Below are 20,052 nucleotides of genomic sequence, written 5' to 3'. Positions count from 1 at the left end.
GGGGACCAAGTACCCCGACGACGTGCTGCGTCTGGTCAACAAGTCGGACCGCTCCAAGGATGCCGCGCTGCTCGTCGTCGGCGCGTTGCTGGGTTCGTTCCGCACGCCCGTGGGCAAGGACGACTACAAGGGCGAGAAGATCGATGCCATGCCGCATCCGGCCGGCCGCGATCTGCCGACGCGCCTGGGCGTGTCGATCGACACCTGGACGCGCGACAACGCGTCGGGCCGCCAGTTCAAGAAGGCGATGTTCATCCGCAACGACGTCTACGCGCTGGTCTTCCGCGACTACAAGGACGAGACGCCGTTCTACGACCTGAAGATCGTGACGACGATCTCCCGCAAGCCCGACGGCGCCGGCTGGCTGTCCGCCGGCGAGCAGGTCCAGTGCAGCTTCTCGGACGACAAGTCGTCCAACACGCTGGCGGACTGGCAGGCCGACGGCTACGCCAGGCTCAAGGCCGCGGAGCGCCAGTTCCTCGACGACTGCCTCAAGACCGCGCAGGCCGCGCTGCCGAAGCTGCTGGCCCCCTGAGTCCGGCATGGCCCGCGTCGCCGGCCTCGGCGACGATCGGACACCGACAGCGGCCCTCCGGGGCCGCTGTCGTTCCTGCGGTCAGAACTCCTTCGTCAGGCTCACGTAGACCGTGCGGCGCTGCCCGTACTGCGGCGCGCCGACGCCGATGCCCGAGCCGTCACGCAGCTGGTAGCCCTTGTCGAAGAGGTTGAGCACCGAGAGCCGCGCCTCCACCGGACCGCCGCCGCCGAAGTCGAACTTCTTGCTCACGTCCGCATTGACGCTGGTGTACGAGGGCAGGTGCGTGGTGTTGGCGAACCCGTTGCGCAGGCCGCTGCCGAACAGCGCGCTCGCGCCGACCGCGTACCCCTCGTCCAGCCGCACGTTGACGCCGGCCGAGGCGCTCAGCTTCTGCTCGTGGTCCAGGTGCACCCAGTGGTTGGCGATGAAGTCCAGCTCGTCCTGCTCGAAGTTGAACTGGCCCGTCTCGACCTGCTGCGCGCGGGCGTGCGTGGTGCCGAGGTTGGCGTAGGCGGACCAGGTCCGCTCCTTGTAGCTGGCCGACAGGTCGACGCCGTAGATGCGGCCCTTCGCGTAGTTGAAGGCCGAGTAGATCAGCGCGTTGCCGAACTGGCCTTCGTCCTGCAGGTGCTGCACCGCGCGGTAGTAGCCGTCGATGCCCAGCGTCAGCTTGGGCGTGACCTGCCAGGCGGCGCCCGCGTCGTAGTAGTTGGAACGCTCCGAGCGCACCGCCGTGTCCGCATCCGTCGGCAGCGCGTTGGTCGTGCCGGCGAAGGCGGCGACCGAGGTGGTGTCGATCTTCTCCGTCGGCGGCGGCGTGAAGTAGCGCGCGTAGCCCGCATGCAGGCGCACCGTCGGCGCCGCGTCCCAGACCAGCCCGATGCGCGGGCTCAGCTGGTGCTCCTTCGTGACCGTGTCGACCTCGTCGTAACGCGCGCCGTAGTTCAGCGTCAGCGTGCGGTCCAGCTTCCACTCGTCCTGCAGGTAGGCGCCCCACAGGTGGCCGCTCAGCCGGCCGCTGTCGGCGATGCTGACGGGCACGCCGCCGGTCTGGTTGCCGTCGTCGTCGGCCGGGAAGACCAGCGCGTCGTTGACGGTGCTGGCGTGCTCGCGCTGCGCGAAGAGTCCGCTGCGGATCGTGTGCGCGCTGTCGAGTCGCCAGCTGGCATCGGCCTGCACGCCGTTGGCCTCGTTGCGGCGCAGGATGTCGGCCGCGACGCCCAGGTACTGCAGGTCGCCGGTCGTGTCGGGCGTGTAGTGGACGTCGGTGTAGCGGTGGAACAGCGAGACCTGGTAGTCGATGTCGCGGCCGATCACGCTCTGGTAGCTGACGACGGCGAAGCGGTTGCGCTCGCGCTGGTGCGCGTCCAGCGTGCTCGAATCCTTGTCGGGCGTGCCGTCCAGGGTGAAGGCGGTCGACTGACCCGGCGAGTTCGGGATCTGGAAGCGGTTGTCGGTGACGCCGGCCATCGCGGTGATGCGGCTGTCGTCGTCGAGCAGGTAGGACACCAGCCCGAAGCCCTTGCCCTGGTGCGTGCGGTCGTGCAGCGCATCGCGCGAGGCGGTCGGGTTCTCGATGCCCAGGTCGTTGCCGAGGAAGGAACCGCTGAACTCGTAGCTCAGCCGACCCTGCGTGCCGTGCACCGACAGGTCGAGCTCGCGCGAGCGCTGCGTGCCCAGCGTGATGCCGGCGCTGCCGGCGAAGGGCTTGTCATCGTCGCCCACGCCCTTGGTCGTGATGTCCACGATGCCCGCGGTCCGGTAGCCGTATTGCGCGGGCAGCGCGCCGGTCAGCAGGCTGATGCTGTCGGCGAAGCGCGTCTCCAGCGTCTGGCCGAAGCCGCTGATCGATTCAGGGATGACGACGCCGTTGATGCGGTACTGCAGGTTGGCGTGGTCGCCGCGCACGTGCAGGCCGCCGTAGGAGTCCTGCACGACGCCCGGCGTCTGCAGCAGCACCTGGTTGAGCGGGGTGTCGTCGCCTTGCGGCAGACGGGCGATGTCGTTCCGGTCGAACTTGTAGATCGTGCTGCCGGTGTCGGGCGACAGGCCGTTGCGCGCCGCGTCGAGGCGGCTGCGCGCGCCCTGGACCTGGACGGTGGGGAGCGCGGCGCCGGCGGCGGCGGTGGGGGCTTCGACGGTGCTGGTCGCGGTGGTGGCAGCCGAGGCGGCGACGGTGTCATCGGCGCGTGCCGGCAAGGCATGCAGCAGCGGATAGGCGAGCGACAAGGACAGCGCGAGCACGCGCAGGGGAGGATGGGTCATGGTGGATCTCTGGCAATCTGGAGTCGGTCGAGCGCAGGCCGGCCGATGCGGACGGCGCTGCGGTCAGGAGGTCGAGCTCAGATCGCCAGGGGCGGGCCGCGGCTGCGCGGCGGCGGCGCCGGCCTCGAGCGCGTGACGCGCTCGGCGGCGGCTGCCTGGACGTGGACGGCTTCAGCCAGCGCGAGCACCGGCGCCTCGGCGCGGGCCGAGGCGGCGAGGTCGTCGAAGGCCAGGCAGACCTCGCACAGCTGATCGGCGGACGGGTCGTCCGGATCGGCGTGGGCGACGTCGTCGCGCCCGGCCTGGACCGTGGCGGTGGCACTGGCCGTGGCAGGCGCATGCCCCCGCGCACCGGTCAGATGACCGATGCCATGCCACACCGCGCCCTGCTGCGAGAGCAGCATGAACAGCGGGAGCAGCAAGTGCAGGAGGTGCTTGCGCATGGCGCGGAATTATGGAGGCCGGAAGGCGTCCGGCTGAACGTCAGGCTGTCGCGAAGCTGTCGTCAGGTCGTGGGCGGTCGGCGTGCATCCGCCATTCACACGCGGTTTCCCGCCAATCGCCGCACGCGGCCGCCGTGGCGTCCGGGGGCTGGCCACACTGGGACCTCGTCGTCCGCCCCTGGAGTTTTCCCATGAAGATCCCCGTCGCCGCCTGGCTGCGAGAGAACCGCAGCTTCCTCCTGTTCCTCGTCGGCTTCCTGTTCTTCCGCACCGCGATCGCGGACTGGAACCCGGTGCCCAGCGGGTCGATGCGGCCGACCATCCTCGAGGGCGATGTCGTCTTCGTCGAACGCGTCGCCTACGACTGGAAGCTGCCGCTGACCGACATCTCGCTGCGCCGCGTCGGCGAGCCGCGGCGGGGCGACGTCGTCACCTTCGGTTCGCCGCGCGACGGCACGCGGCTGATCAAGCGCATCGTCGCGGTGCCCGGCGACACCGTCGAGCTGCGCGCCGACCGGCTGGTCCTCAACGGCCAGCCGGCGGACTACGCGCCGGTGGAGGAGGTCGCCGAGCCGCTCGCGCCCGGCGTCGAGGTCCGCGGCGTGCGCGCGATCGAGCAGTGGGGCGGCCAGCGCCGCGTGGTGCAGTTCCTGCCCGAGGTGCGCGCGCGGCGCGACTTCGGCCCGATCGTCGTGCCGGCCGACCAGTTCTTCATGATGGGCGACAACCGCGACAACAGCGAGGACTCGCGCTTCATCGGCCTGGTGCCGCGGCGGCTGATCATCGGGCAGGCGCATCGCGTCCTGGTCTCGGCCGACATCACCGGGCACTGGGCGCCGCGCTGGGACCGGTTCGCGGCGCCGCTGCGCTGAGGGTGGCGGGCGTGGCGCGCACCGTGCACGGATCGCATTGACCCGTCGCGCGCAAGGTCTCTCCGGCGCCGCAGAGAATGGTCCGTCAATCACGCCTTGTCGGCGCCTCATCGGCGCCTCATCGGCGCCTTCACAACATTCCGACGGAACCCTCATGACGGACTTGTCCAGCTTCCCCATCACGAAGAAGTGGCCCGCGCAGCATCCCGAGCGCCTGCAGCTGTACTCGCTGCCGACGCCCAACGGCGTGAAGGTGTCGATCGCGCTGGAGGAACTGGGGCTGGCCTACGAGCCGCACCTGGTCAGCTTCCAGACCGACGACCAGCTCACGCCGGAGTTCCTGTCGCTGAACCCGAACAACAAGATCCCCGCGATCATCGATCCGGACGGCCCCGGCGGCCAGCCGCTGCCGTTGTTCGAGTCCGGCGCCATCCTGGTCTACCTCGCGGAGAAGACCGGCAAGCTGATCCCGCAAGACCCGGCACGCCGCTACGAGACGCTGCAATGGGTGATGTTCCAGATGGGCGGCATCGGGCCGATGTTCGGCCAGGTGGGCTTCTTCCACAAGTTCGCCGGCAAGGACTTCGAGGACAAGCGTCCGCGTGACCGCTACCTCAACGAATCGAAGCGACTGCTGGGCGTGCTCGAGCAGCGCCTGACCGGCCGCGGCTGGATCATGGGCGATGAGTACACGATCGCCGACATCGCGATCTGGCCGTGGGTCAACAACCTGGTCGGGTTCTACGGCGCGGGCGACCTGGTCGGCTTCAGCGAGTTCAAGAACGTGCAGCGCGTGCTGGAAGCGTTCCTGGCGCGCGACGCGGTCAAGCGCGGGCTGAACATCCCGGCGCGTCCGGCGGCTTGAGGCCTTACTCCCTCTCCCGCTTGCGGGAGAGGGCAGGGGTGAGGGCCAGCGGCCTCGCTCAGTAATGCGGCGGCAACTCGTCCCGCAGCCCGCCCGTTCCATCGCCTCGGCCTTCCGGCACCTGTCGACGCAGCTGCATGACCTCGCGCACCAGCGCGTCGATCTGCTCCTGCTGCTTCGCGACCTGCGCGTTCAGGTGGTCGACGAGGTCCTCGGCGAAGCTGGCCTTGATCTCCAACTCCGTGACGCGAGATTCAAGGACCCGGACCTCTTCGCCGGAACCTCTGGTGCCGCCGCCACTGTCGGTGCCCTCGCTCATTGCGCCGCCTTCGCCACCGGCTGCGACATCAGGTCGGCGATCACCGACACCGGCGCGTTCCCGTAGCTCAGGAACTGCTCGTGGAAGGCCTTCAGCTGGAAGTCCTTGCCCAGCGCCTGCTGGCGCTGCCCGCGCAGCTCCATGATGTCGCTGTAGCCGCTGAAGTAGCTCGTCAGCTGCACCGAGGTCAGCTGCACCCGGCGCCACTTCTCACGCGCCTCGCGCTCGGTCTGGAAGGCCTGGCGCTGCAGCAGGTCCAGCGCCTGCGCCTCGGTCATGCCCAGCACGTGCACGTTGTAGTCCAGGATCGTGTTGGTGACGCTGCGCAGGTTCCACTTGCCCCACATCAGCCACATCTCCGGCGCGTTGCCGCCGTAGCCGGACTCCAGCATCATCCGCTCGCCGTAGACCGCCCAGCCCTCGACCATCGCGCCGTTGCCGAACAGCGTCTTCACCAGCGACGGCGACTTGTTCGCGTGCACCAGCTGCGTGTAGTGCCCCGGCACCGCCTCGTGGATGTTGAGGATCTGAAGGATCCAGCGGTTGTACTCGCGCAGCGAGCTCTCCGCCTGTTCCGGGGTCAGGTCGTCCAGCGGCGTGACGTTGTAGTAGGTGCGGTCCTGCGGCCGGTACGGCCCGGGCGCCTCGATGCCGGCGCCGGCCACGCCGCGCTGGTAGACCGGCGTCTCGCGCACGATCAGCGGCTTGCTCGCATCCTGCGTCAGCAGGTCGTGCTCGGTGATCCAGCGCTCCAGCTGCGGGATCTGCGCGCGGATCTCCTGGACGAAGTCCTCGCGCTTGACGTGCTGCTCGCTCAGCTTGCCGATCACCGCGCCGATGCGGGCGAAGCGGTCCTCCGGCTTGGGCGCGTCGCCCATGGTCTGCGTCCACAGCTGGTCGGAGATCTGCGCCATCTGCGTCAGCAGCGCCTCGCGCGCCTTCAACGCGCGCTGGTACATCTGCTCGGCCGAATGCACCGACTGGATGTCGTAGCCGAACTTCTGCTCATACAGCGCCTGGCCCAGGCGGAAGCTGCGCGCCTTGCCGCTGGCCTTGCCCTCGGCCAGGAGCTTCGTGAGCTGCGCGCGGAAACCCTCGACGGCGGCCTTCGCACCCGCGATGCGGTCGGCGAGCTGCTTGCGCTCGGCCGCGGTCAGCGACGCCGCGTCCGGACCCTGCGCGGCCTTGGCCACTTCGTCCAGCACGCTCAGCACGCCCGGCGCCTGGTCGATCGCCAGCTGCGTGTGTTCCAGCGTCGGCTGCTTCAGCAGCGCCGCGCCGGCGCGGTAGTACGCCGGCACCAGCGCCAGCCGCGCCGAGATCGTCTTCAAGCGCACCGGCAGCGGCGCGTAGTCCGTGGCGAGGATGTAGTCGATCGGGCCGGCGATGTTGAGGAAGGACGGATTCCACTCGTACTCGCGCAGCTCGGTCAGCTGGAAGCGGTCGCTGCGCAGCTTGTTGAGCAACTGGCCGAGGTCGGTGCGCGAGGCCGCGCTCAGCGTCTTCACGTCGACCGCTTCGAAACGCTTGAGCCACTCGTTGGCAAAGCTCAACGAGCGGGCGCGCATCGCGCGGTCCGGCGCGGGGAGCTCGGCGGCGTATTCATACCGGCCGGCGCCGATGGCGGCATCCGGGTCCAGGCGCCAGAGCGCCTCGATGTAGTCGTTGGCCAGGCGCTGGAAGCGGGTGTCGACGTCCAGCGTCTGGTCCGGATCGAGCTTGATGACGCCGCGCGTCGGCTTGGGTGCGTCGGCGGCGAAGGCCGTACTGGCGGACAGCGCGCCGACGGTGGTCAGGGCGGCCACGGCCAGCGCGGAAAGGGTGTGACGGGTGGTGCGATTCATCATGGGGCGCGAGCATAGCTTTGCGCGCCCCGGCGGGACAGCGTGCCAAAAGCAAAGGGCGCCGATCGATGCGATCGGCGCCCTTGTGTGTCGAGGTCGACACCGGCTCGGGTCGACGTCAGTCCGGCATCACGTCAGCAGCCAGCGGCTCACATGGAAGGTCAGCCAGGACGCCACGTACGCGAGCACGAACAGGTAGGTCAGCATGATCGCCGGGATCTTGTAGCCGCCGGTCTCGCGCTTGACGGCCGCGATCGTCGACAGGCACTGCGGCGCGAACACGAACCAGGCCAGCAGCGAGAACGCCGTCGGCAGGCCCCAGGTGGACGCGATCAGCGGCGTCAGCGCCTGCGCGGCCTCGTCGCCGGTGGCCGACAGCGAATACACCGTGCCCAGCGCGCTGACCGCGATCTCGCGGGCGGCCATGCCCGGCACCAGCGCCAGGCTGATCTGCCAGTTGAAGCCGATCGGCTCGAAGATCGTGGCCAGCCCGCGGCCCAGGTAGCCGGCGAAGCTGTACTCGATCGCCGGGCCGGTCGCGCCCTCGGGTGCGCCGGGGAAGGTCGACAGCACCCACAGCAGCAGCGTCAGCGCCAGGATGATGCCGCCCACGCGCTTGATGAAGATCTCCGCGCGCTGCAGCAGCCCGATCGCCACGTTGCGCGCGTGCGGCCAGTGGTAGCTGGGCAGCTCCATCATCAGCGGACGCACCTGGCGGCCGGCATTCGTGAAGCGCTTCAGCAGCCAGGCCACCGCCATCGCCGCGATGATCCCGGCGAAGTACAGGACGAACAGCACCAGCCCCTGGAGTTCGATCCCACCCCACAGCTCGCGCTGCGGGATGAAGGCGCCGATCAGCAGCGCGTACACCGGCAAGCGCGCCGAGCAGGTCATCAGCGGCGCGATCAGGATGGTGACCAGGCGGTCGCGCGGGCTCGCGATCGAGCGCGTCGCCATGATCCCCGGGATCGCGCAGGCGAAGCTCGACAGCAGCGGGATGAAGCTGCGGCCCGACAGGCCCACCGAGCCCATCAGCCGGTCCAGCAGGAAGGCCGCGCGCGGCAGGTAACCCGACTCCTCCAGCAGCAGGATGAAGAAGAACAGGATCAGGATCTGCGGCAGGAACACCAGCACGCCGCCCACGCCCGCGATCAGGCCGTCCACGACCAGGCTGCGCAGATGGCCCTCGGGCAGCAGCGCGCCGGCCTGTTCGCCCAGCCACGCGGTGCCGGCCTCGATCCAGCCCATCGGCGCCTCGGCCCAGGCGAACACCGCCTGGAACAGGAAGAACAGCAGCACCGCCAGCAGGATCGGTCCCAGCACCGGATGCAGCACGAAGCGGTCGACCTTGTCGCTGGGCAGCTCGCCCTGCAGCGTGTCGAGTCCCAGTTCCTTCAGGATGTGGTTGATGCGCGCCGTGTCCTCGCCTTCCGCGGTGACGGCGTCGGTGCGCCAGCGATCGGGCTCGTCCAGCACCGCGCGCAGGTCGTCGATGCCTTCGCCGTCGGTGGCCACCGTGCGGATCACCGGCACGCCCAGCAGCGTGCTCAGCTTCTGCGTGTCGACGTTGATGCCGCGACGCTGCGCCAGGTCGGCCATGTTCAGCGCCACCACGCAGGGCAGGCCCTGGCGCTGCACCGACAGGAACAGGCGCAGGTTGCGGCGCAGGTTGGTCGCGTCCAGGACGCAGACGATCAGGTCGGGGCGCTTTTCGCCCTGCGCGCGGCCGGCCAGCACGTCCACGGTCACGCGCTCGTCCGGCGAGCGCGGATACAGCGAATACGTGCCCGGCAGGTCCAGCACGCGCAGCAGCTTGCCTGCGGCGGTCTTGAGGCGGCCTTCCTTGCGCTCGACGGTCACGCCGGCGTAGTTGGCGACCTTCTGGCGGCTGCCGGTCAGGCGGTTGAACAGGGCGGTCTTGCCGCAGTTCGGATTGCCGACCAGTGCCAGCAGCGGCCCGGCCGGGTGGATGTGGACGACGGACTCACGCATGGGGGGCTCCCGTCCTTCCCGCCTGGCCCGAGCCTTCGAGCTCCACGCATTCCGCTTCCGCGCGACGCAGCGCGAAAGTCGACTGGCCGATGCGCACCACCAGCGGGTCCGCGCCGGGCATGGCGCGGGCCAGTACGGCGACGTGCTCGCCGGCGACGAAGCCCAGTTCCTCCAGCATCTGTTTCCATTCCGGCGCATGCGCCGGTGCCTGCAGCGCCTTGACGCGGTGCGCCTGGCCGATGACGGCCTGCGCGAGGGTGGGGACTTGGAGAACGGCGCTCATGTCGTAGGGATCTCGGGAGGAGCCTGCGGGCTTGCGAAGCGAAAGATTCTAAATGATAGTGATTCTCAACTTCCTCTGGGGAACCGAGGTGACGGTTCGGTGAACCCGAGTGCGGACTGCAATTCGCCCAACGAGGACGTCCCTCGAAAGGGGGCGACGTCAGCGAGTGGGTGTGGGGCCGGAGTGATGCTGGGGGTTCGCGGACGCGATGCCCCCTGCGTCGCGGAGAGCCCGCGCCTGGCAGAACGGAGTAGGGCGGTCCAGGCACGGGACCTGCTAGCCGATACCGGCATTTCCAGCCGGGCGCAACGCCTCCGCCTGGTGAGCCACCTCCTGTTTTGACGACCCCGCAAACGTTTAGCGTTTACCTTGACGTGGCTTACACTCGCGCCTTCTTAGAATGCTCGGCTGCTCCTCACCCTTCGCATCGAGACCGCAAATGATGAAGTCCTTCCTGTCGTTCTCCCCCATCGCGGCTGGCTTGGCCCTGGCCCTGACGGCTGGTGCGGCTGCCGCGCAGACCACCCCGGCGGTGATCTTCGACATGGGCGGCAAGTTCGACAAGTCGTTCAACGAGGCCGCCTACCGTGGCGTCGAGCAGTGGAAGAAGGACACGGGCGGCAAGTACCTCGAGTTCGAGATCAGCAACGAGACCCAGCGCGTGCAGGCGATCCGCCGCATGGCCGAGCGCGGCGCGAGCCCCATCATCTCGGTGGGTTTCGCCCAGGCCTCGGCGCTGAACCAGGTCGCCAAGGACTTCCCCAAGACCAAGTTCGTCATCATCGACGAGAAGGTCAACCAGCCCAACGTGCAGTCGGTGCTGTTCAAGGAGCAGGAAGGCAGCTTCCTCGTCGGCGCGCTGGCCGCGCTGACCAGCAAGACCGGCAAGGTCGGCTTCGTGGGCGGCATGGACATCCCGCTGATCCGCAAGTTCGAATGCGGTTATGAGCAGGGCGCCAAGGCGGCCAATCCGAAGGCGGAAGTCTTCAAGAACATGACCGGCACCACCGCCTCGGCCTGGAACGATCCGACCCGCGGCGGCGAGCTGGCCAAGGCCCAGTTCGCCAAGGGCGTGGACGTGGTCTTCGCCGCGGCCGGCGGCACCGGCGTCGGCGTCTACCAGGCGGCCAAGGACGCGGGCAAGCTGGCCATCGGCGTCGACAGCAACCAGAACCACCTGCAGCCCGGCACCATGCTGAGCTCCATGGTCAAGCGCGTGGACGTCGCCGTCTACAACGTGCTCAAGGAATGGAAGCCCGGCATCAGCGTGCTGGGCCTGAAGGAAGGCGGCGTCGAGTACGCCGTCGACGCGAACAACGCCAAGCTGATCGCTCCCGCGATCAAGACCAAGCTGGACGCGTACAAGGCCGACATCATCGCCGGCAAGATCAAGGTCGCGGACTACATGGCGGACAACGCCTGCAAGAACTGACCCCTCGCGAGCGAGCGTTCCTGACATGACACAGTCCCCACGCGGCGCCGCCGCGCCCGCGGTCCGTCTGTGCGAGATCTCCAAGCGTTTCGGCGCGGTCCAGGCCAACCGGTCGGTGAGCCTGGCCGTCGAGCGCGGCACGGTGCACGGCCTGGTGGGCGAGAACGGCGCCGGCAAGAGCACGCTGATGGCCATCCTCTACGGCTACTACCACGCCGACGAGGGCCACATCGAGGTCGACGGCCAGCGCGTGACCATCGCCAACTCGCAGCAGGCCATCGCACTGGGCATCGGCATGGTGCACCAGCACTTCATGCTGGTGGACACGCTGTCCGCGCTGGACAACGTGATGCTGGGCGCGGAGCCGGCCTTCTTCCTCTCCCGCGCGAAGCGCCAGGTGCGCCAGGAGCTGGAGGCGCTGATGCGCGACACCGGCCTGACGGTGCGCCTGGATGCGACCGTCGCGGACCTGCCGGTCGGTGAGATGCAGCGGCTGGAGATCCTGAAGGCGCTGTACCGCGGCGCGAAGATTTTGATCCTGGACGAGCCGACGGCGGTGCTGACGCCACAGGAAACCGACCAGCTGTTCGAAGTGCTGCGCCGCCTGCGCGAGCGCGGCACCACGATCCTCCTGATCACGCACAAGCTGCGCGAGGTGATGGCGCTGTGCGACGCCGTGACCGTGATGCGCGCGGGCACCGTGATCAAGACCTGCGCGATCGGCGAGACCAGTCCCGAGGACCTGGCCGAGAGCATGGTCGGCCGCAAGGTCAACCTGGGCCGCGACGACGGTGCCGCGAAGGCGTCGTCGGACGCGCCGGTGCTGAAGGCCGAAGGCCTGACGGTCGCCGGCGACAGCGGCTCCGGTGTGCACCTGCTGAGCAACGCGACGCTGGTCCTGCGCCCGGGCGAGATCGTCGGCGTGGCCGGTGTCTCCGGCAACGGCCAGAGCGAACTGCTGGAAGTGCTCGCGGGCATGCGTGCGCCGGACGCCGGCACGCTGCACGTCGCCGGTCGCGATTTCCGCCCGACCTCGTGGATGGATCCGCGCACGGCGCGTGAGCTCAAGCTCGCGCATGTGCCCGAGGACCGCCACGCGCTCGGCATGGTGCTGGACTTCCCCGCGTGGGAGACCGCCGCGCTCGGTTATCACGAGCAGGACGCCTACCGCGCCGGCCCGATGGGCCTGGGCATGAACCAGCGCCACCTGCGCGCGCAGACCGCGGAGATGATGGAACGTTTCGACGTCCGTCCACGCAACGCGGAACTGGGCTCGTCCAAGTTCTCCGGCGGCAACCAGCAGAAGCTGATCCTGGCGCGCGAGATCGGCCAGAGCCCGGCGGTGCTGCTGGTCGGCCAGCCGACGCGCGGCGTCGACATCGGCGCGATCGAATTCATCCACAACCAGCTGCGCCGCCTGCGCGACGCCGGCTGCGCCATCCTGGTCGTGTCCAGCGAACTCGACGAGATCCTGGCGCTGGCCGATCGCGTCATCGTCATGAACGCCGGCCGCATCACCGGCGAGCTCGCGATCGACGAGTGCACCGAGAAGAACCTGGGCCTGCTGATGTCCGCTTCCCCGTCGACGTCCTCATCGACGCCCTCGACTCCTGAGAAGACCGCTGTCGCGGCGACCGCCCCATGAGCAGCCAAGCCTTGCAGATGCCGCGCTGGATGGACCTGGTCCTCCTGCCGCTGTGGAACCTGCTGATCGCGCTGGCGGTGGCCGGCGGCGTGGTGCTGCTGATCGGCGCCAGTCCGATGCAGGCGCTGACGGTGCTGCTGGAAGGCGCGCTCGGCAGCGCGCGCGGCCTCGGCTACACCCTGTACTACACGACCACCTTCATCTTCACCGGCCTGGCGGTGGCGGTCGCCTTCCACGGCGGCCTGTTCAACATCGGCGGGGAAGGGCAGGCGACGCTGGGCGGCATCGGCGTGGGCCTGGTGTCGCTGTGGCTGGGCTCCAAGCTGCCGGGCTTCGTGATGATCCCGCTGGCGATCGTCGCGGCCGCCCTGTTCGGCATGGTCTGGGCCGCAGTGCCCGGCTATCTGCAGGCCTGGCGCGGCAGCCACGTGGTCATCACGACCATCATGTTCAACTTCCTCGCGGCCAGCCTGAACGGCTACCTGCTCGTGAACTGGCTGCGCCCCAACGGCTCGATGTCGGTCGAGAGCGACGCCTTCGCCGACTCGGCGCGCATGCCGGCGGTCCATGAGCTGCTGGCGAAGGTCGGCATCGAATGGCCGTCGTCGCCGCTGAACCTGTCGATCCTGCTGGCCGTCGCGGCCTGCGTCTTCGTCTGGTGGTTCCTGTGGAAGAGCCGCGCCGGCTACGTGCTGCGCGCGGTCGGCTCCAACCCGGGCGCCGCCCATTACGCCGGCATCAAGCCGCGCTGGCAGGTGCTGGCCGCCATGGGCCTGTCGGGCGCGCTGGCCGGCCTGGTCGGCGTCAACGAGATCGCCGGCGTGCAGGGCAAGCTGACGCTGGACTTCGTCGCCGGCGCCGGCTTCACCGGCATCGCGGTGGCGCTGATGGGCCGCAACCATCCGGTCGGCATCGTGCTGGCCTCGCTGCTGTTCGGCACGCTGTATCAAGGCGGCGTCGAGGTCTCGTTCGAGGTCCCCGGCTTCAGCCGCGAGATGGTCGTGACGGTGCAGGGGTTGATCGTGCTGTTCGCCGGCGCGATGGCGATGGTGAGCGCGCCCATGTTCGCGAAGCTCTACGGTGCGTTCGCACGCAAGCAGCGCGCGGCGGCGGAGGGGAAGTCCCATGGATGAGGTCCTGATCGGCTCCGTGCTGGCGTCGACGCTGCGCGTCACCACGCCGCTGCTGTTTGCCGCGCTTGCCGGCCTGCTGTCGGAGCGCTCTGGCGTCGTCGACATCGGCCTGGAAGGCAAGATGCTGTCCGCCGCCTTCGCCGCGGCGGCGGTGGCCAGCGTGTCGCACTCGACGACGCTGGGACTGCTGGCCGCGATCGGCGTGGCCATCGCGATGTCGATGATCCACGGCTTCGCGACGGTGACGCACCGCGGCGACCAGGTCGTCTCCGGCGTCGCGCTGAACATGGTGGCCGCAGGCCTGACGGTGGTGCTGGGCATCGCCTGGTTCGCGCAGGGCGGCCAGACGCCGCCGATCGGCGCCGAGCAGCGCATCACCGGCCTGCTGCCGCAGTGGGCCGAGCCCACGCCCGGCAGCTGGATGGCCTCGGTCATCGGCCACGGCCTGCTGAGCCACAACGCGCTGGTCTACCTGGCCTTCGCGCTGGTCGTCGTCGTGTGGTTCTTCCTGGAGCGCACGCGCCCCGGCCTGCGCCTGCGCGCGGTCGGCGAGAACCCGGCGATGGTCGACGCCGCCGGCGTGTCCGTGCCGCGGCTGCGCTACACGGCGCTGGCGCTCAACGGCATCCTGTGCGGCCTGGGCGGCGCCTACCTGACGCTGGCGCAGAACGCCTCCTTCTCTCCGAACATGACCGCCGGCCGCGGCTTCATCGCGCTGGCCGCGATGATCTTCGGCAAGTGGAAGCCGGTGCCCACGCTGTGCGCCTGCCTGCTGTTCGGCTTCCTGGACGCCGTCGCGATCCGCCTGCAGGGCGTGTCGCTGCCGGGCATCGGCGAGGTGCCGGTGCAGCTCATCCAGGCGCTGCCCTACATCCTGACGGTGGTGCTGCTGGCCGGCTTCATCGGCCAGGCGATCGCGCCCAAGGCGCTCAGCAAGCCCTACGTGAAGGAGCGCTGATCATGAGCGCGAACCCAGCCCTGATCGCTTCGATTCCGCTGCCCGCCGACGTCATCGAGCGCCTGCTGAAAGCCGCGCTCGACGCGCGCCAGCATTCGCATGCGCCGTATTCGAAGTACTTCGTCGGCGCCGCGGTGCTCGACGAACACGGCCGCATCCACGCCGGCTGCAACATCGAGAACGCCGCCTACCCGCAAGGCTGGTGCGCGGAGACCAACGCGCTCGGCCACATGATCATGGGCGGCGGACGCGTGGCGCGCGCGGTGATGGTCACCGGCGCGGGCTCGGAAATCATCACCCCCTGCGGCGGCTGCCGCCAGAAACTGCGCGAATTCGCGCGGCCTGAAGAACTCATCGTGATCGCGGGCGACGCCTCCGGCGTGCGCGCGCACTGGACCCTGGAGCAGCTGCTGCCCGCCAGCTTCGGTCCGGATCACCTGAGGCCCTCATCGTCGACATCCCCATCGACATCGACGCGGTCCTGAGCGGCCGCGACAGGAGAACCAACATGTCCATCCCTCTGCAAGGCGCTGAACTCGACGCCGCCATCACCGCCAGCATCGCCACGCTGAAGTCGACCTTCGGCGAGCAGGGTCCTGAAGTCGCCGTCGTGCTGGGTTCCGGCTGGTCCGGCGCCGTCGATCAGCTGCAGGACGTCAAGCACCTGCCGTACGCGCAGCTGCCGGCCTTCCCGCAGCCCAAGGTCGAGGGCCACGTGGCCGAGATCGCCGTGGGCCGCGTCGGCCAGCAACGCGTGGCGATGCTGCGCGGCCGCGCCCACACCTACGAGAGTGGCGACTGCACCGGCATGGCCGGCGCGATCCGCAGCCTGAAGGCCTGGGGCGTGAAGGTGCTGGTGCTGACGAACGCGTCGGGCAGCCTGCGCTCGCACCAGCCCCCGGGCAGCCTGATGCTGATCTCGGACCACATCAACGCGCCGCAGCGCTCGCCGCTGACGGGCCTGCCGGGCAGCGACCGCTTCTGCGACATGAGCGTCGCCTACGACGCCGAGCTGCGCCAGCAGGGTTTCAAGATCGCCCGCGAGCACAACATGGTGCTGACCGAGGGCGTGTACGTGTGGGCCGTCGGCCCGCACTTCGAGACGCCGGCGGAGATCCGCATGTTCGCCGCCTGGGGCGCGGACGCGGTCGGCATGAGCACGGTGCCGGAGACCATCCTGGCGCGTCACGCGGGCCTGCGCGTGGCCGGCCTGGCGTTGATCACGAACATGGCCGCGGGCATGTCCGACGAAGCGCTGACGCATGCGCTGACGCTGCAGCAGGCCAAGGTCTCGGGCGACCGCGCGGCCGCCTACCTGGGCCAGTACTTGGCCTCGTTGGCGACGCTGGCATCGCTGAAGGCCTGAGGCCGGAGAGCGAAGATCGGGACGCCCCGCGTCCCGATGGCCCCGATCGGAACGGGGCACTGCGGTCGCGCGCGACCTTCGGGGTGGAGCAGTAGGGAGTAGTCGATGAAGTCGGAGATGAGTCTCGAACAAGCGGCGCGCCTGGCGCTGCAATGCCTGGATCTGACGAGCCTGAACGACGGCGACACCGCCGCCGACATCGAGGTCCTGTGCCAACGTGCGATCGGCGCGCCGGAGCGTGGTCATGTCGCCGCCGTGTGCGTGTGGCCGAAGTTCGTCGCGCAGGCGCGCGCCGCGCTGCCCAAGGACATCCGCGTCGCCGCGGTGGCGAACTTCCCCGACGGCAGCCTGGATCTGCCGCGCGTGCTGGCCGAGATCGACGCGATCGCGCAGGCCGGCGCGCAGGAGGTGGACGTCGTCCTGCCGTACCGCGCGCTGATGGCGGGGCAGTCGACCGAGGTCGGTGAGTTCCTGTCCGAAGTGCGGCACGCGACGCGGCCGCTGACGCTGAAGGTCATCATCGAGTCGGGCGAACTCGGCTCGACCGCGCGCATTGCCGAGGCCACGCGCCAGGCGCTGATGGCAGGAGCGGATTTCGTCAAGACGAGCACCGGCAAGAGCAAGGTGTCGGCCACGCCCGAAGCGGCCGCGACGATGCTGCGCGAGATCGCCGGCAGCGGCCTGGGCAACGCGGGCTTCAAGGCTTCGGGCGGCATCCGTTCGGTGGTGGATGCGCGCGCCTACCTGCAGCTGGCGGCCGATGCGCTCGGTGCCGCCGCGCTGACGCCGCAACGCCTGCGCTTCGGCGCGAGCGGGCTGCTGAGCGACATCGAGGCGGTGCTGGCCGGACAGGACAGCGCGGCGATCAGCGCTGCGTATTGAGCAACGCGGCGGTCGGCGCCGCGTACTGAACAACACGGCGTTCAACGCCGCGTGTTGAAAAGAACAACGACAACACATCGAAGGGACGCGGCGATCATGCTGGCGCAGGAAATCATCCGGACCAAGCGCGAGGGGCGCGCGCTGGACGAGACCCAGATCCGGCACTTCGTGCGCGGGCTGGTGGACGGCAGCTGGAGCGAGGGCCAGGTGGCCGCGCTCGGCATGGCGGTGTTCCTGCGGGGCATGGGGCGCGACGAGGCCGTCGCGCTGACGCGCGCGATGATGAACAGCGGCCGCGTGCTGAGCTGGCCGGACATGCCGGGCCCGGTGCTCGACAAGCATTCGAGCGGCGGCGTCGGCGACAAGCTGAGCCTGATGATTGCCCCGATGGTGGCGGCCTGCGGCGGCTATGTGCCGATGATCGCGGGACGCGGGCTCGGCCACACCGGCGGGACCGTCGACAAGCTCGAGGCCATCCCGGGCTACACGACGACGCCGGCACCGGCCGACTTCGACCGCATCGTGCGCACGCTGGGCTGCGCCATCATCGGCCAGACCAGCGATCTGGCGCCGGCCGACAAGCGCTTCTACGCGGTGCGCGACATCACCGCCACCGTCGAGAGCGTGCCGCTGATCACCGCGAGCATCCTGTCCAAGAAGCTTGCCGCCGGGCTGCAGGGCCTGGCGATGGACATCAAGTGCGGCAACGGCGCGTTCGCGGCCACGCCGGAGTTCGGCCGCGAGCTCGCGCAGAGCATCGTCGACGTGGCCGGCGGCGCGGGCCTGCGCACGCGGGCGCTGATCACCGACATGAACCAGGTGCTGGGGCAGGAAGTCGGCAACGCGCTGGAAGTGCGCGGCGCCATCGACTATCTGACCGGACGCCGGCCGCGCGAGGCCCGCACCCATGAACTCACGCTGGCGCTGTGCGCCGAGATGCTGGTGCTGGGCGGACTCGCGCCCGACACGGCGTCCGCGCGCGTGAAGCTGCAGGCGGCGCTGGACAGCGGCGCGGCGGCGGAACGCTTCGCGAAAATGGTCGCGGCGCTCGGCGGGCCGGCGGATCTGCTCGAGAAGCCGGAGGCCTACCTCGCATCGGCGCCAGTCGTGCGTCCGATCCCCACGCCGCGCGCGGGCCGCCTCATCGGCATGAACACGCGTGACCTCGGCCTCGTCATCGTCGAGCTCGGCGGCGGCCGCCGCCTGCCGGGCGATGCGCTCGACATGCGCGTCGGCCTGGACCGCTTCGCACAGCTCGGCGACGTTGTCGCGGCGGGCGATCCGATCGCCTTCGTGCACGCCGCCGACGACGCCGCGGCCGACCGCGCCATCGCGCAAGTGCTGGCCGCCATCACCCTCGGCGACGCGCCCTCGTGGACGCCGGCGCCGCTCGTCATGGCCGAACTGGGCTGAAACCGAGCACGTCTGCGGGACCCGGTGCCGGCCGCCCTCATTCGCTCGCAGGCTCCGCTAAATCGGTCGGCCGGCACCGGGTCCCTCCGACCGCACGAGCCCGAGGAGCGGGGTCGGTAGAATCCCGGCCCTCGATTCCTGATTCCCGCCGATACGCGACATGTCCGATTCCATCGACCCCAACGACGCGCCCGAAGGCGAAGGCGTCAATCATCCGAAAGCCCGCATCCGCAGCTTCGTCGTGCGCGCCGGTCGCATGGGCACCGGACAGATCAAGGCACTCGCGGAACTCGGCCCGCAGTTCGTGCTGCCGTTCAAGCCCGAGGCAATGGACTACGAAGCCACTTTCGGACGCCAGGCGCCCGTGGTGTTCGAGATCGGCTTCGGCATGGGCGGCCCGACCGCCCAGATCGCGCAGACGCTGCCCGGCACGGACTTCATCGGCTGCGAGGTCCACGAACCCGGCGTCGGCGCGCTGCTCAAGCTGATCGGCGAGCAGGACATCCCCAACATCCGCATCTTCCAGCACGACGCCGTCGAAGTCCTGGACAGCATGATCCCCAAGGGCTCGCTGGCGGGCGTGCACATCTACTTCCCGGACCCCTGGCACAAGAAGCGCCACAACAAGCGCCGGCTCGTGCAGCCGCCGTTCGTGGCCAAGCTGGTGCAACACCTGGCGCCGGGCGGCTACCTGCACCTGGCCACCGACTGGGAACCCTACGCCCAGCAGATGCTGGAGGTGCTGGCCGCCGATCCGGACCTGGAGAACACCTCGACCCGCGCGGACCGCTACGCCGACAAGCCGGACTACCGCCCGTTGACGAAGTTCGAGCACCGCGGCCTGAAGCTGGGCCACGGCGTCTGGGACCTGGTGTTCAAGCGCAAGGCCTGACCCGCTCCCGCGCCACGACGGGGCGCGGATGCCCCCATCCCGTCCGTCGGGGCGGGAACCCGCGTGACGAAGGTCAGGCGCGGTCGGACCTGCAAGGCCTTTCAGGGATCGTCAAAAGGTCGCGCTGGTAGAGTTCCTCCTTATGTCCGAATCCAATTCCCTCGCCGGTCGGCACGTGCTCCTGGGCCTGTCCGGCGGCATCGCCTGCTACAAGATCGCCGAGCTGACTCGGCTGTTCGTGAAGGCCGGCGCCACGGTGCAGGTCATCATGACGGAGGCCGCCGAAGCCTTCATCACGCCGGTGACGATGCAGGCGCTGTCCAACCGTCCGGTCTTCACCAGCCAGTGGGATGCGCGCCCCGACAACAACATGGCGCACATCAACCTGACGCGCGAGGCCGACGTCATGGTGATCGCGCCCGCCAGTGCGGACTTCATCGCCAAGCTGGCGCAAGGCCGCGCGGACGACCTGCTGTCGCTGACCGCGCTGGCGCGTCGTGCGCACGAGTGCGCGCTCTTGCTGGCCCCGGCGATGAACCGGGAGATGTGGGCGCATCCGGCCACGCAGCGCAACCTGGCGCAGGTGCGGGCGGACGGTGCGCAGGTGCTGGGCGTCGGTTCCGGCGACCAGGCCTGCGGCGAGGTCGGCGACGGCCGCATGCTGGAACCGATGCAGCTGCTGGAACACGTGGTCTCGCATTTCCAGCCCAAGGTGCTGGCCGGACGCAAGCTGCTGATCACGGCCGGGCCGACCTACGAGGCCATCGACCCGGTGCGCGGCATCACCAACCGTTCGAGCGGCAAGATGGGCTTCGCCATCGCGCGCGCGGCGGCGGAGGCGGGCGCCGAGGTGACGCTGGTCGCCGGCCCGGTGCATCTGCCGACGCCGCTGGGCGTGAATCGCATCGAC

At 69.6% G+C, this 20,052-nt stretch carries 19 protein-coding genes; 13 read left to right on the top strand and 6 right to left on the bottom strand.

All coding sequences use genetic code 11. From position 1 onward, the window contains the following. On the top strand, nucleotides 1–535 hold a 535-nt coding region (locus tag VF536_RS23650; RefSeq protein WP_331617369.1), incomplete at its 5' end, for a hypothetical protein. A gap of 81 nt (nucleotides 536–616) precedes the next feature. On the opposite strand, the gene VF536_RS23645 is transcribed toward VF536_RS23650, so the two are convergent. Together VF536_RS23645 and VF536_RS23640 are read right to left on the bottom strand one after the other, a co-directional pair. Next, a complete protein-coding gene (locus VF536_RS23645; RefSeq protein WP_331617368.1) occupies nucleotides 617–2,803 on the bottom strand; it encodes a TonB-dependent receptor in 2,187 nt (728 codons plus the stop codon). Between the two features lie 77 nt (nucleotides 2,804–2,880). Further along, nucleotides 2,881–3,246 carry a DUF2946 family protein gene (locus VF536_RS23640; RefSeq protein ID WP_331617367.1) on the bottom strand — a complete coding sequence of 122 codons (366 nt, stop codon included), beginning with the start codon at nucleotides 3,244–3,246 and terminating at the stop codon, nucleotides 2,881–2,883. 191 nt (nucleotides 3,247–3,437) lie between these two features. Here VF536_RS23640 and lepB point away from each other — a divergent pair, with 191 nt between their 5' ends. Together lepB and VF536_RS23630 are read left to right on the top strand one after the other, a co-directional pair. After that, the gene (lepB, locus tag VF536_RS23635) at nucleotides 3,438–4,118 is read left to right on the top strand and encodes a signal peptidase I (protein WP_331617365.1); all 681 of its coding nucleotides are present in this window, start codon (nucleotides 3,438–3,440) and stop codon (nucleotides 4,116–4,118) included. 154 nt (nucleotides 4,119–4,272) lie between these two features. Next, nucleotides 4,273–4,983, top strand: a complete 711-nt coding sequence (locus VF536_RS23630) for a glutathione S-transferase N-terminal domain-containing protein (RefSeq protein WP_088403818.1) — start codon at nucleotides 4,273–4,275, stop codon at nucleotides 4,981–4,983. Nucleotides 4,984–5,041: 58 nt separating this feature from the next. On the opposite strand, the gene VF536_RS23625 is transcribed toward VF536_RS23630, so the two are convergent. The 4 genes from VF536_RS23625 to VF536_RS23610 all read right to left on the bottom strand — a co-directional run bounded on the left by VF536_RS23625 (nucleotide 5,042) and on the right by VF536_RS23610 (nucleotide 9,421). Next, entirely contained in the window at nucleotides 5,042–5,302 is a 261-nt protein-coding gene (locus VF536_RS23625; RefSeq protein WP_331617363.1) for a SlyX family protein, read from the bottom strand. Further along, the gene (locus VF536_RS23620) at nucleotides 5,299–7,146 is read right to left on the bottom strand and encodes a DUF885 domain-containing protein (protein ID WP_331617362.1); all 1,848 of its coding nucleotides are present in this window, start codon (nucleotides 7,144–7,146) and stop codon (nucleotides 5,299–5,301) included. The genes VF536_RS23625 and VF536_RS23620 overlap by 4 nt, the downstream gene beginning before the upstream one ends. A 129-nt stretch (nucleotides 7,147–7,275) precedes the next feature. Further along, nucleotides 7,276–9,138, bottom strand: coding sequence for a ferrous iron transporter B (gene feoB / locus VF536_RS23615; RefSeq protein WP_331617361.1), 1,863 nt, complete (start codon nucleotides 9,136–9,138; stop codon nucleotides 7,276–7,278). After that, nucleotides 9,131–9,421, bottom strand: coding sequence for a FeoA family protein (locus tag VF536_RS23610; RefSeq protein ID WP_331617360.1), 291 nt, complete (start codon nucleotides 9,419–9,421; stop codon nucleotides 9,131–9,133). The genes feoB and VF536_RS23610 overlap by 8 nt, the downstream gene beginning before the upstream one ends. A gap of 442 nt (nucleotides 9,422–9,863) precedes the next feature. Here VF536_RS23610 and VF536_RS23605 point away from each other — a divergent pair, with 442 nt between their 5' ends. From VF536_RS23605 to coaBC, 10 genes are all read left to right on the top strand, one after another. Next, complete coding sequence (locus tag VF536_RS23605; protein ID WP_414710438.1) at nucleotides 9,864–10,853, top strand: BMP family lipoprotein; 990 nt, start codon at nucleotides 9,864–9,866, stop codon at nucleotides 10,851–10,853. 25 nt (nucleotides 10,854–10,878) lie between these two features. Further along, the gene (locus VF536_RS23600; protein ID WP_331617358.1) at nucleotides 10,879–12,498 is read left to right on the top strand and encodes an ABC transporter ATP-binding protein; all 1,620 of its coding nucleotides are present in this window, start codon (nucleotides 10,879–10,881) and stop codon (nucleotides 12,496–12,498) included. Beyond that, a complete protein-coding gene (locus VF536_RS23595; protein WP_331617357.1) occupies nucleotides 12,495–13,631 on the top strand; it encodes an ABC transporter permease in 1,137 nt (378 codons plus the stop codon). The genes VF536_RS23600 and VF536_RS23595 overlap by 4 nt, the downstream gene beginning before the upstream one ends. Then, nucleotides 13,624–14,589: an ABC transporter permease gene (locus tag VF536_RS23590; protein ID WP_331617356.1), complete on the top strand. Its 966-nt coding sequence runs from the start codon at nucleotides 13,624–13,626 to the stop codon at nucleotides 14,587–14,589. Before VF536_RS23595 ends, VF536_RS23590 begins: the two co-directional genes overlap by 8 nt. A gap of 2 nt (nucleotides 14,590–14,591) precedes the next feature. Then, the gene (locus VF536_RS23585) at nucleotides 14,592–15,074 is read left to right on the top strand and encodes a cytidine deaminase (protein ID WP_331617355.1); all 483 of its coding nucleotides are present in this window, start codon (nucleotides 14,592–14,594) and stop codon (nucleotides 15,072–15,074) included. 23 nt (nucleotides 15,075–15,097) lie between these two features. Further along, nucleotides 15,098–15,955 (top strand): purine-nucleoside phosphorylase, encoded by an 858-nt coding sequence (locus tag VF536_RS23580; protein ID WP_331617354.1) that lies wholly within the window; start codon nucleotides 15,098–15,100, stop codon nucleotides 15,953–15,955. A 117-nt stretch (nucleotides 15,956–16,072) separates the two neighbouring features. After that, the gene (deoC, locus tag VF536_RS23575) at nucleotides 16,073–16,837 is read left to right on the top strand and encodes a deoxyribose-phosphate aldolase (RefSeq protein ID WP_331617353.1); all 765 of its coding nucleotides are present in this window, start codon (nucleotides 16,073–16,075) and stop codon (nucleotides 16,835–16,837) included. Nucleotides 16,838–16,930: 93 nt separating this feature from the next. After that, nucleotides 16,931–18,250: a thymidine phosphorylase gene (gene deoA / locus VF536_RS23570; RefSeq protein ID WP_331617370.1), complete on the top strand. Its 1,320-nt coding sequence runs from the start codon at nucleotides 16,931–16,933 to the stop codon at nucleotides 18,248–18,250. A gap of 160 nt (nucleotides 18,251–18,410) precedes the next feature. After that, nucleotides 18,411–19,142, top strand: a complete 732-nt coding sequence (gene trmB / locus VF536_RS23565; protein WP_331617352.1) for a tRNA (guanosine(46)-N7)-methyltransferase TrmB — start codon at nucleotides 18,411–18,413, stop codon at nucleotides 19,140–19,142. 142 nt (nucleotides 19,143–19,284) lie between these two features. Next, nucleotides 19,285–20,052: bifunctional phosphopantothenoylcysteine decarboxylase/phosphopantothenate--cysteine ligase CoaBC (gene coaBC, locus VF536_RS23560; protein WP_331617351.1), on the top strand; the 768-nt coding region annotated here is incomplete at its 3' end.

Origin of the sequence: Roseateles sp. (assembly GCF_036486225.1) — a bacterium.
Taxonomy (GTDB): domain Bacteria; phylum Pseudomonadota; class Gammaproteobacteria; order Burkholderiales; family Burkholderiaceae_C; genus Roseateles.
This window is presented reverse-complemented; position numbering and strand designations above follow the sequence as displayed.

What these genes read in the sequence shown, in the direction of transcription:
- trmB (WP_331617352.1), top strand. Translation starts at nt 18,411, where the DNA reads ATGTCCGATTCCATCGACCCCAACGACGCGCCCGAAGGCGAAGGCGTC.
- VF536_RS23585 (WP_331617355.1), top strand. Translation starts at nt 14,592, where the DNA reads ATGAGCGCGAACCCAGCCCTGATCGCTTCGATTCCGCTGCCCGCCGAC.
- VF536_RS23610 (WP_331617360.1), bottom strand. Translation starts at nt 9,421, where the DNA reads ATGAGCGCCGTTCTCCAAGTCCCCACCCTCGCGCAGGCCGTCATCGGC.
- VF536_RS23605 (WP_414710438.1), top strand. Translation starts at nt 9,864, where the DNA reads ATGAAGTCCTTCCTGTCGTTCTCCCCCATCGCGGCTGGCTTGGCCCTG.
- VF536_RS23580 (WP_331617354.1), top strand. Translation starts at nt 15,098, where the DNA reads ATGTCCATCCCTCTGCAAGGCGCTGAACTCGACGCCGCCATCACCGCC.
- feoB (WP_331617361.1), bottom strand. Translation starts at nt 9,138, where the DNA reads ATGCGTGAGTCCGTCGTCCACATCCACCCGGCCGGGCCGCTGCTGGCA.
- lepB (WP_331617365.1), top strand. Translation starts at nt 3,438, where the DNA reads ATGAAGATCCCCGTCGCCGCCTGGCTGCGAGAGAACCGCAGCTTCCTC.
- VF536_RS23630 (WP_088403818.1), top strand. Translation starts at nt 4,273, where the DNA reads ATGACGGACTTGTCCAGCTTCCCCATCACGAAGAAGTGGCCCGCGCAG.
- VF536_RS23620 (WP_331617362.1), bottom strand. Translation starts at nt 7,146, where the DNA reads ATGAATCGCACCACCCGTCACACCCTTTCCGCGCTGGCCGTGGCCGCC.
- VF536_RS23640 (WP_331617367.1), bottom strand. Translation starts at nt 3,246, where the DNA reads ATGCGCAAGCACCTCCTGCACTTGCTGCTCCCGCTGTTCATGCTGCTC.
- VF536_RS23595 (WP_331617357.1), top strand. Translation starts at nt 12,495, where the DNA reads ATGAGCAGCCAAGCCTTGCAGATGCCGCGCTGGATGGACCTGGTCCTC.
- VF536_RS23645 (WP_331617368.1), bottom strand. Translation starts at nt 2,803, where the DNA reads ATGACCCATCCTCCCCTGCGCGTGCTCGCGCTGTCCTTGTCGCTCGCC.
- VF536_RS23590 (WP_331617356.1), top strand. Translation starts at nt 13,624, where the DNA reads ATGGATGAGGTCCTGATCGGCTCCGTGCTGGCGTCGACGCTGCGCGTC.
- deoC (WP_331617353.1), top strand. Translation starts at nt 16,073, where the DNA reads ATGAGTCTCGAACAAGCGGCGCGCCTGGCGCTGCAATGCCTGGATCTG.
- VF536_RS23625 (WP_331617363.1), bottom strand. Translation starts at nt 5,302, where the DNA reads ATGAGCGAGGGCACCGACAGTGGCGGCGGCACCAGAGGTTCCGGCGAA.
- VF536_RS23600 (WP_331617358.1), top strand. Translation starts at nt 10,879, where the DNA reads ATGACACAGTCCCCACGCGGCGCCGCCGCGCCCGCGGTCCGTCTGTGC.